We start from the raw sequence: 10284 nt of genomic DNA, 5'->3' as shown, positions 1-10284 counted from the left end.
TTTTTTTATTTGGCAAACAAAAACGCGGCGTAAGAACCAAAAATTTCTTACGCTGCGTTTTCTTTTTTTAAATGCGCGAAGCCGCTTGAATGCCAGCAATGGCGCCATCGGCCGCCGCGGTCGCGACTTGGCGAATTTTTTTGGAACGAATGTCGCCAGCCGCAAATACATTCGGAATGGATGTTTCCATTTGCTCGTCGGTTACAATGTAGCCTGCTTCGTCTTTGTCAAGCTGTGGAAACACATTCGTGTTTGGAACGATTCCGGCATAAACAAACACGCCGGCCTGATCGTCTTTTACGTGGGTTTTCTCGTTAGTCTGGTTATCCTGGAAGACGAGTTCCTCCACTTTTCCGTCGCCTAGCACTTCCACTAAGCTGGAATGCGGCATGATTTTTAAATTGGGCGTATGCAGCGCCTTTTCTTTAAATTCAGGAATACATGCCAGTTCATCCTCCACGCAAACAAGCATGACTTCCTTTGCGAGTTTGGATAAGTACAACGCTTCTTTGACCGCGCCATCGGCACCGCCAATCACATAGACGTTTTTGCCTTTGTACGCTTCGCCATCTCTTGGCGCGTTCAAACGCATTCCTTTTAACGTTTCGCCAGGAATTCCAAGCATTCGGCCTGATCCGCCATTGGCGATCACGACGGCTTTTGCTTCATAGGTGTTTTTGTTTGTTTGGATCGTTTTGGGCGATTTTTCCAAATCGACTTGCGTAACTTCTTCATATTGGAACGGAATGCCAGAGGACTCTGCCTGTTTTTTTAATCGAGCAGCGAATGTCGCTCCGGTTTCTTCTTCCACAATGCCGGGATAATGTGTTACCGTGGAAACCGAGCCAATTAAGCCGCCCACTTTGTTTTTTTCCAAAACGAGAACATTTTTGCCCCGGCTTTTTCCATAAATCGCCGCGGCGACACCAGCAGGCCCGCCGCCGATCACAATCATATCATACATTGTTATAGCCTCCTTATACCTTATTATTATGACGCTTTTCGCGTCTGGATGCACAGCATATGCTAAGGAAAAATAGAAATGGAAAGGTGTTTATGCTTTGAAAAAAAATAGAGTTTCGCTATGATAAAAAAAATAAAAGAAAGGAGGAGGGTGAGGCAGAGTCGGTTTCATAAATTGTTAAGAACCCCGATTCTTGTTTTGTGTTATAATCGCTCCGAGGTGTTTATGAGAAAAATTTTAAAGCTATTAAAATCAAAAGCGTTTTATATCGTGACATCGCTTTTGTTGCAGATAATTGCCATTATCTTCATCATAACGTATTTTTCAACAAGGTTTCAGTTTTTTTATTTTTTCATGCTTGTGCTCAGTACGATTATCGCGATCCATGTATGCAACCGCGAGTCGGATTCCAGTTCAAAGCTGCTTTGGGTCTTTTTGATATTATCCGTTCCGGTTTTTGGCGGGATCACGTATTTGCTGTTTGGCGGACGAAAAATTCCGAAAGTTTTAATGAGCAAAGACCGACAGGCGTATTCGGATTACAAACGCTACGCCTTGCAAAACATCAAAACGCTCGAAAAGACAAACGGAGAAGACTACACGCTGGACAAGATGATTTCCATGGCCTGGTCGAATGGATATTTTCCAGTGTACGAAGACTGCAAGACAAAATACTTCGAAAGCGGGGAAGTGATGTACAAATCCATTATGGACGCGTTGAAATCGGCAAAGAAATTCATTTTTATCGAAACGTTCATTTTGGATCAAGGAAATATGTGGGACGAGATTCTCGCCGTGCTGCTGGAAAAAGTCAACGAAGGGCTGGATGTGCGTTTGATTTATGATGATTTCGGCACGATCACGCATTTAAAAGAGGATTACGAGACGTGGTTGAACGCACAGGGAATTCGAACGTATTCCTTTAACAAGATTCGTCCGCAGCTCGCGGTTCAAATGAACAACCGGGATCATCGCAAAATGATCATTATCGACGGCTTCAAGGCGTATACGGGCGGGATCAATATCGCGGACGAGTACATCAACACGAAAGAGCGCTTTGGATACTGGAAAGACATGGGAATCATGATCGAAGGAAAAGGCGTGGAAATGTTTACGATTTCCTTTTTACAAATATGGAATTACCAGTCCCATGAAAATTCGCAATATGACGACTTTCTCCTTCCGGATCAGGCGTTTGAGAAGATCCATGGCAAAGGATACATTATTCCGTTTTCGGATTCGCCAACAGACGACGCCAATCCGGGAAAGAATATGCATTTGAATATGTTGAATGGGGCGGTCGACTATTTTTGGATCACGACACCGTATTTGGTCCTTGACGCCGAAATGATCGACGCGCTTGTGCTGGCGGTCAACAACGGTGTGGATGTTCGCATCGTCGTTCCAGGCATTCCGGATAAAAAACTCGTTTACGAAGTGACCAAAAGCAATTACGAGTACTTAATTAAAAAAGGGGTCAAGATTTATGAATACACACCGGGATTTATTCATGGAAAAGTATGTCTCAGCGACGGGCAGAGCGCTTTGGTCGGAACGGTCAATATGGATTTCCGCTCTTATTACACAAATTATGAATGCGGAATCTGGCTGTACAAAACCGAATGTCTGCCGGCGATAAAAAAAGACCTGGAGCAAATTTTTAAAGATTCGCATCCAGTGACCTATGAAGAGTGTCGAAACGTCAATCCGCTCGTGCGCTATTACCGCAATATTTTAAGGATCTTTTCTCCACTCATGTAAAAATGCCAATCGGCATTTTTTTTGTGCCCAAAAGGAAGAAAAAAGGAGCGATTCGCTCCTTACAATTCCGTATGAATCATCTTTTTCGCGTCGACATAGCGGTCGAATTCTTCTTCGCTCAAATAACCCAGCGTTGTGATCGCTTCTTTTAAACTAATGTCGTTTTGATGCGCGTACTGGGCGGCTTGAGCTGCTTTTTTATAACCGATGACAGGGTTCAAACAAGTGACCAGCATGAGTGAGTTGGCGACGTATTCACGCATTTTTTCCTCATTTGCCTTCAATCCCGAAAGACAGTGCGTGCAAAACGAATTCATCGAATCCGACAGCAGCCGAATGCTTTGATCCAAATTGTAGGCGATAACCGGCATGAAAACGTTCAGCTCGAACTGGCCCTGGCTGGCGGCGAAACCGACGGTGGCGTCGTTGCCCATGACTTGCACGCAAACCATCGTCATGGATTCGCATTGCGTCGGATTGACTTTGCCGGGCATAATCGAAGATCCGGGCTCGTTGGCCGGAATGTCGATTTCGTGGATATTGCAGCGAGGACCGCTTGCCAGCAGGCGGATGTCGTTTGCGATTTTCATCAAGTTGGCGGCCAGGGCTTTTAATCCTCCGGAAAGAAACGCGCAGGCGTCTTTGCTGGTCAAAGCGTGAAACTTGTTTGGATCCGGAACGAAAGGCAGCCCCGTGCTGGCGCTAATGCGTCCTGTCACATCCAAATCAAACCCAACCGGGCAATTAATGCCCGAACCAACGGCGGTCGCCCCGCACGCCAGCTCGTAAATGAACGGCAAAGCGGCGAGAATTTGCTGGCGGCTATGTTCAAGCATCGAACGGTAGCCGCTTAATTCCTGTGAAAAATAAAGAGGGGTCGCATCCTGCAAATGGGTGCGCCCGATCTTGATGATTCCGGCGTTCTCCTTTTCCAAAACAGAGAACTGGGCAATCATTCGATCCAGAGCGGGAAGCAGGCGCTCATGCACTTCCAGAGCGCATAAAATATGCAAGGCGGCCGGGAACGTGTCGTTGGACGATTGGGAACAGTTCACCACGTCGTTCGCGCTCAAAATCTGCTCACCGGCATAGGCGTTGCCAAGCATCGTGATCACTTCGTTGACATTCATGTTCGTTTGCGTGCCTGAACCAGTTTGCCACACGCTGAGCGGAAACTGATCCATCCACTGGCCCGCCAGCACCTCGTCGCATACATGGACGATGGCGTCAGCCTGCTTTTCGCTGATTTTTCCAAACGCCAAATTGGCTTGCGCGCACGCCTTTTTCAAAATCATAAAGCTGCGGATGATGCCTTTGGGCATTTTTTCCGTTCCAATACGAAAATTTTCCAAACTGCGCTGCGTTTGCGATTTCCAATACTTATCGGCAGGAATGGCGATTTCCCCCAATACATCGGTTTCGATTCGTACTTTTTCCATTACCTTCTCTCCTTACACTCTAAAAACTATTTTAACATTTCCCCTACGCACAAGGAAAGACCCATGGTAAAATAGTTAAAATGGGAAGGAGCCTTAAATCATGAGGATGAAAGAACCATACGAGGCATATATCGACGATTACTCGACAATCAACGTGTATATGTCCAAAAATTTTTTTGAGGGGAAAAGCTCTTCGTTTCACCTAAAAGATTCACAAGGGAGGATCGTCCCTTTGTCCATACAGCAACGATCCGATCTTTACAACGGATATACCTATTATAAATTATCAATCAATGAAGAATTAGAAGTCGGCGAGGAATACAACGTCTATGACGAGCATTGTAAAACCACGCCGGCTAAATATTCGCACATCGTCAAAACAGAGCGGTTTTCCAGACAGTTTACGAACATCCGCGACGACCTCGGCGTGGAGTACACCAAGGAAAAAACGACGTTTCGACTATGGGCGCCCACGACGCGGCGCATCCTGCTGTGCCTCGACGACGGGAAGGAAAAGCAGCGGTACGAAATGACGAAACGCCCTTACGGCTTGTTTGAGTTTGAACTGGCAGGCGACCATCACGGGAAGGCGTATTCGTTTTTAGTCCGGCGCGAGGGGGAATGGAAAGAATGCATCGACCCGTATTCGCTGTTTTCGAACGCGAACGGGAGAAACAGTATCATCATCGACCCGGAGCGCATGCGTTTGCCGGAAAAAGTCGAAATGGAGCCGCTTCAGTACAACACGGACGCCATTATTTACGAAGCCAATGTCCGCGACATGACAAGCCAGTCCGGCATCGGGGTGGAGCATCCAAAAACATTTGCGGGATTCATCGAGGAAAACGAAACGACCAAAGCGAAAGATGTCGGTTTTTCTTATTTGAAATCGCTTGGCATCACCCACGTGCAGCTCATGCCTGTCTTTGATTTTGGCAGCGTGGACGAGGATTACCCGGACCGCTACTACAACTGGGGCTACGATCCGGTCCAGTTCCGCGTGCCCGAAGGCAGCTACGCGCTCGATCCCGAAGATCCGTTGTCCCGGGTTCGCGAGCTGGCCGAGCTTGTGCATCGCTGCCACGAAAATGGAATGAAAGTGAATTTGGACGTCGTGTTCAACCACGTGTATGAAAAAGAGCGGTTCGCCCTCGACACGCTCGTTCCGAATTACTATTTTTTAATGAACCAAAACGGCGAATTTTCCAACGGCAGCTTTTGCGGCAACGACATCGACACCCAGCCCATCATGTCAAAACGCTATTTTATCAACACATGCCGGAAAATCATTTCGCTTTACGACATCGACGGCTTCCGCTTTGACTTAATGGGCATTCTCGATTTGAATTTTATGAACGAACTCAGCGAGGAGTGCCGGCGAATCAAACCAGGCTTCATGATCTATGGCGAGGGCTGGAACATGCCAAGCTTTTTGCCGGAAAATTTGCGTGCCGCCCAGCAAAATCAAAACCAAATGCCGCATGTCGGCCATTTTTCCGACCGGTTTCGGGAAACGATTCGCGGTTCCAACGGCGATCTTGTGCAAAAAGGCTACGCCAGCGGCAATTTGGATAAAATCGCGGAAGCCCAAGCCGTGATGGCGGGAAGCTGCCAGGATTTTGTTTTTAACTCGCCGCAAAAAGTCGTCAATTTTGTCGAATGTCACGACAACCACACGCTTTGGGATAAAAACCGCGTCGCCTGCCATGGCGAAGGACGGGAGCTGCGGGAAAAGCGGCAGGTTTTGGCCAACGCGATGGTCCTGCTCGCCCAGGGCATTCCGTTTTTGCACGCGGGGCAGGAATTCGGGCGGACAAAGCACAACCAGGGCAACACGTACAACCACCCGGATAATGTCAATCAAATGGATTACGAACGCCGCAACCGGCACATGCCAATCGTGGAGGCGACAAAAACGCTCATCCAGCTGCGCCGCCAGCATCCGGCGTTCCGGCTGACAACGAGCGAGCAAATTTCAAACAACGTCCATTTTGAAACGATCGACAATCAAGTTCTCGTTTACAAGACGAGCTGCGGCAGCGACGCCAATATCGTTTTTTTCAACCCGACCAGCCAGCATTTTCAGTACGTGGTCCATCAAGGGGGCGAGGTTTTGTTTGACAACGGGCAATGCAACGAGAAGTACGCGACCAACCTGCAAATCGCGCCGTACAGCGTGGTCGTATACCATTTCAATAATTAAGAACAAGCTTGATTTCTGATTTGAAAAGCATATAATTGATAAAAAGAATTTTGGAGGAAAACATGGCAAAGTTTTTTAAAGAACCATCACGAACATTCAGCGAATATTTACTCGTTCCAGGTTACACGGGACCGGACTGCACGCCGGATCGCGTATCCTTGAAAACCCCACTTGTAAAGTTTCGAAAAGGGGAGGAACCCGCGCTTTCTTTAAACATCCCTATGGTGTCCGCGGTTATGCAGTCGGTCAGCGGCGAGGAAATGGCTTGCGCGCTGGCGCGCGAAGGCGGCGTCAGTTTTATTTTCGGCAGCCAGCCAATCGAATCGCAAGCCGAAATGGTGCGCAATGTAAAATCCAGCAAAGCGGGATTTGTCGGCAGCGACTCCAACCTTTCCCCGGAATCCACGCTGGCGGATGTTTTAAATCTTCGTGAAAGAACAGGCCACTCGACGATGGCGGTCACCGATACGGGCAAGCGGGACGGTAAACTCGTCGGCTTGATCACTTCCCGCGATTTTCGCGAATCGAGAATGGATAAAAACACAAAAGTCAAGGAGTTTATGACCCCGTACGAGAAACTGATCGTTGGTATGGACGGCATCTCGCTTTCGGAAGCCAACGATATCATTTGGGATCACAAGCTCAACCAGCTTCCAATCGTCGACGAGGAACAGCATTTGAAATCCATCGTGTTCCGGAAAGACTACGACTCGCACAAGGAAAATCCAAACGAGCTGCTGGATGACAACAAGCGCTACGTCGTGGGCGCCGGAATCAATACGCGCGACTACGCCGAGCGTGTGCCGGCTCTGGTGGAAGCCGGTGTCGACATTTTGGTCATCGACTCCTCCGAAGGCTACTCGTGCTGGCAGGCGGAAACGATTCAATGGATCCGCAAGCACTATGGCGACACGGTAAAGGTCGGTGCCGGCAACGTGGTCGACGGCGACGGATTCCGCTTTTTGGCCGAGGCCGGCGCGGATTTCGTAAAAGTCGGCATTGGCGGAGGATCGATTTGTATTACGCGCGAACAAAAAGGCATTGGCCGCGGTCAGGCCACGGCGACGCTGGACGTGGCGCAGGCGCGTGACGAATACTACCGCAATACGGGCGTGTACATTCCGGTATGCTCCGATGGCGGTATCGTGCATGACTACCATATTACGCTGGCGTTGGCGTTTGGCGCGGATTTTGTGATGCTTGGACGTTATTTCGCCCGTTTCAAAGAGGCGCCGAACAAACGGGTCAGCATCAATGGGAACTACATGAAAGAATACTGGGGCGAAGGCTCGGCCCGGGCGAGAAACTGGCAGCGTTACGATGTCGGCGGCGAAAATAAAATGTCGTTTGTCGAAGGCGTCGATTCCTACGTTCCTTACGCGGGCAGCCTGCGCGATAATGTCGGACTGACGATTTCCAAAATCAAGCATACGATGTGCAACTGCGGCTGTCTGACAATCGAGGAATTGCAGCGCGATGCGAAAGTGACGCTCGTTTCCTCCACGAGTATCGTGGAAGGCGGGGCGCACGACGTCGTTGTCCGCGATGAGAACATTGACGCAAAAGTCCAATAAACGCGAAAGAAGGTTTTCACCTTCTTTTTTTTGTGTAAAATATGAGTATGAACAACCATGAAGACCTTTTAATGGATATCAGCATTCTGTACCGCAGCACCCAAAAGTATTACGACCGAAAACTGGAGCCTTTTCACTTGACTTACGCCCAGCTGCCGATCCTGCTTTTCATTTTCGAGCAGGAAGGCATCACGATGCAAAACATCGTGGAAAAGGGAAGCTACGACAAAGGCACCGTAACGAAAAACATAAAAAAACTGGAAGCGCTCGATTATGTGGAAGTGCGTCCATCCGCCAGCGACAAGCGGGTGAAGCACTTGTATACGACGTACAAGGCGAAACGCATCATCGCGCAAATTTACAAAATCCGGATCGACTGGTGGAATCACATCATTCAAAATATCGACGACGACACGATGCGCTCGTTCGAAGCCGTTTACGGCTCCATGTGCGAGCGGGCCAACGAATACGCCAAGCTCGAGCCGGAAGGCTTGCGCTTTTATGGATGGAAAAAGCTGTCTTTGCGCGGATTTGGCGCGCACCCCTGTTCCGTTTTGGAAATCGGCGGGTGCAACTTGCGCTGTCCGGGCTGCCAAAAAAAGCATCTCGTTTTTTTAAAAGAAGGACAAAAGGTCATTCATTCCGAAGAAGTCAAAACATACTTGACGCACCACAAAACGCATCTTCGCGCCGTGGCGATCGAAGGCGGCGAAGTCGGGCTACATCCAGAGCTGGAATCGTTTCTTCAATTTTTAAAAGCGGAAAAGTACGCCGTAAAAATCAAAACGAACGGCATGTATCCCGAGCCGGTCGCGCGCTGGGCTGAAAACGGTCTTCTGGATGAAGTGGAAATCGACTTGAAAAGCGCGTGGTCCGGCTATTCGGAAGCGACAGGCATTCATGACATCGACACCTCGGAAATCAAAAAAACGCTGGACGCTTTGCGCCAAGCCAATGTGTCCCACCGCTTCGCCACGACATTGATCCGCGAATTTCACAACGAGGATGTTTTAAAGGAGATGGCTTCCATCGTTGGCCACGACGGGCATTGGGTGTGGCGCAACTACGAACCCGGCGCGAACGCGATCGAGGAAGGGCTTCACGGCTTTTCGAAAGCGGAAATTGACGCCTTGGAGCAGACGGTGGGGCCTCTTGTGAAAACCCTGGCCATAGAAAGAGGAGCACAATGAAATATATCGTCGAAAAAAGAGATGGCAATCTCGTCGATTTTCAAATCGGGAAAATCGTCAACGTCATAAAAAAAGCGTTTGGGTCGCTTCATAAAGAATGGGACGAGTCCGTTATCGAGCTGCTCGCGCTCCGGGTCACCGCCGATTTCGATGCGAAAAAGGACGGAAACCGCATTGGCGTCGAGCAAATTCAGGACAGTGTGGAAAAAGTGCTGTCCGAGTCGGGCTTTACCGAAGTGTCCAAAGCGTACATTCTCTACCGGAAACAGCGGGAAAACGTGCGCAAACTTACGGAACATCTCGACCGGCACACTTCGCTGATCGCCTCGTATTTGTCTTCGGCCGCCACAGGAGCCGGCTTTTCCAATCAAGGAATGAACCAGTACGTCGCCAGACAAATGCTCCGCCATTTTTGGCTGGAGGAAATGTTTGACCAGGAAATCCGGGACGCGATCCGGGAAGGGAAAATGATCGTCGAACCCTTGGATTCCATGCTTGCCCAAACGGTGACGCTCGATCTTTCGCAATTCGAAAAGCCAAAACAACACTATGACATGGTAGTCGTGGCGCTCCACCAAATTGTGGAGAATCTGGCCGAACACGTCGTGGTGAGCCAGTTTGAAACGATTCTTACGCCAGATCAAATCACGCGCATTCGCCAGCGGTTTGATGAAACACGCGTCCGCTTTCAAAACGTCGCGCCGGCGCGCGGATGCTTTGGCAAAGTGGATGTCGTGGATTTGCAGCCGGAAACGCTCGGTTTGGCGCAACGCGCGCTCGATGTGCGGCGGCAAGTGATGGAGCGGCTGGATGAAGCCGGCTTTTACCCGTGCGAGGGCTTTATGAAGACAATGGAAGGGGAGATCTGCGTCGTGGGCGATTCGATTCGGACATTTGAAAAGACGTCGGGCTACATTTGGACCCGAAAACGAACGATTTCAGGGGACGAAGCGCTTTTTGAGCTGGAGCAAGAGGCGCTTGCGGGCGTTGGAACGCTGTTCGACCGTGTCGAGTATCGGCTTCGTTTTGTGGAGCCCGTCGATTCCGGGGCGGCGCGCAATTTGTGCCAGTCGCTGCGCGAAACGTATCCGTTTATCGCGGATATTCAAATTGTTTCGGATTTTTGAAAAACAGGTGTTGCTTTTTGGAAAAA

At 49.4% G+C, this 10284-nt stretch carries 7 protein-coding genes; 5 read left to right on the top strand and 2 right to left on the bottom strand.

Annotated elements, in window-relative coordinates:
• Positions 1-67: 67 nt before the first annotated feature.
• Complete coding sequence (locus ABNS49_RS01650; protein WP_135979366.1) at positions 68-964, bottom strand: FAD-dependent oxidoreductase; 897 nt, start codon at positions 962-964, stop codon at positions 68-70.
• Between the two features lie 354 nt (positions 965-1318).
• Between ABNS49_RS01650 and cls the strand changes: the two genes are divergently transcribed.
• Positions 1319-2725: a cardiolipin synthase gene (gene cls / locus ABNS49_RS01645; RefSeq protein ID WP_277820734.1), complete on the top strand. Its 1407-nt coding sequence runs from the start codon at positions 1319-1321 to the stop codon at positions 2723-2725.
• Positions 2726-2784: 59 nt separating this feature from the next.
• On the opposite strand, the gene ABNS49_RS01640 is transcribed toward cls, so the two are convergent.
• Positions 2785-4164 carry a class II fumarate hydratase gene (locus tag ABNS49_RS01640; protein ID WP_289197596.1) on the bottom strand — a complete coding sequence of 460 codons (1380 nt, stop codon included), beginning with the start codon at positions 4162-4164 and terminating at the stop codon, positions 2785-2787.
• Between the two features lie 100 nt (positions 4165-4264).
• Between ABNS49_RS01640 and pulA the strand changes: the two genes are divergently transcribed.
• The 4 genes from pulA to ABNS49_RS01620 all read left to right on the top strand — a co-directional run bounded on the left by pulA (position 4265) and on the right by ABNS49_RS01620 (position 10258).
• Entirely contained in the window at positions 4265-6367 is a 2103-nt protein-coding gene (gene pulA, locus ABNS49_RS01635; protein WP_288343067.1) for a type I pullulanase, read from the top strand.
• A gap of 62 nt (positions 6368-6429) precedes the next feature.
• Complete coding sequence (locus ABNS49_RS01630; protein ID WP_135979363.1) at positions 6430-7941, top strand: IMP dehydrogenase; 1512 nt, start codon at positions 6430-6432, stop codon at positions 7939-7941.
• Between the two features lie 47 nt (positions 7942-7988).
• The gene (locus tag ABNS49_RS01625) at positions 7989-9131 is read left to right on the top strand and encodes a radical SAM protein (RefSeq protein WP_168353508.1); all 1143 of its coding nucleotides are present in this window, start codon (positions 7989-7991) and stop codon (positions 9129-9131) included.
• Positions 9128-10258: an ATP cone domain-containing protein gene (locus ABNS49_RS01620; protein WP_135979361.1), complete on the top strand. Its 1131-nt coding sequence runs from the start codon at positions 9128-9130 to the stop codon at positions 10256-10258. The genes ABNS49_RS01625 and ABNS49_RS01620 overlap by 4 nt, the downstream gene beginning before the upstream one ends.
• Positions 10259-10284 lie beyond the last annotated feature (26 nt).

This window comes from uncultured Dubosiella sp., from assembly GCF_964018005.1.
GTDB lineage: Bacteria > Bacillota_I > Bacilli_A > Erysipelotrichales > Erysipelotrichaceae > Dubosiella > Dubosiella muris.
Note: the sequence above shows the minus strand (reverse complement) of the source record. Positions and strands in the feature narration are given on the sequence as shown.

Excerpts from the sequence above, each read along its gene's own strand:
- ABNS49_RS01650 (WP_135979366.1), bottom strand. The coding sequence starts at position 964 with ATGTATGATATGATTGTGATCGGCGGCGGGCCTGCTGGTGTCGCCGCG.
- cls (WP_277820734.1), top strand. The coding sequence starts at position 1,319 with ATGCTTGTGCTCAGTACGATTATCGCGATCCATGTATGCAACCGCGAG.
- ABNS49_RS01640 (WP_289197596.1), bottom strand. The coding sequence starts at position 4,164 with ATGGAAAAAGTACGAATCGAAACCGATGTATTGGGGGAAATCGCCATT.
- pulA (WP_288343067.1), top strand. The coding sequence starts at position 4,265 with ATGAGGATGAAAGAACCATACGAGGCATATATCGACGATTACTCGACA.
- ABNS49_RS01630 (WP_135979363.1), top strand. The coding sequence starts at position 6,430 with ATGGCAAAGTTTTTTAAAGAACCATCACGAACATTCAGCGAATATTTA.
- ABNS49_RS01625 (WP_168353508.1), top strand. The coding sequence starts at position 7,989 with ATGAACAACCATGAAGACCTTTTAATGGATATCAGCATTCTGTACCGC.
- ABNS49_RS01620 (WP_135979361.1), top strand. The coding sequence starts at position 9,128 with ATGAAATATATCGTCGAAAAAAGAGATGGCAATCTCGTCGATTTTCAA.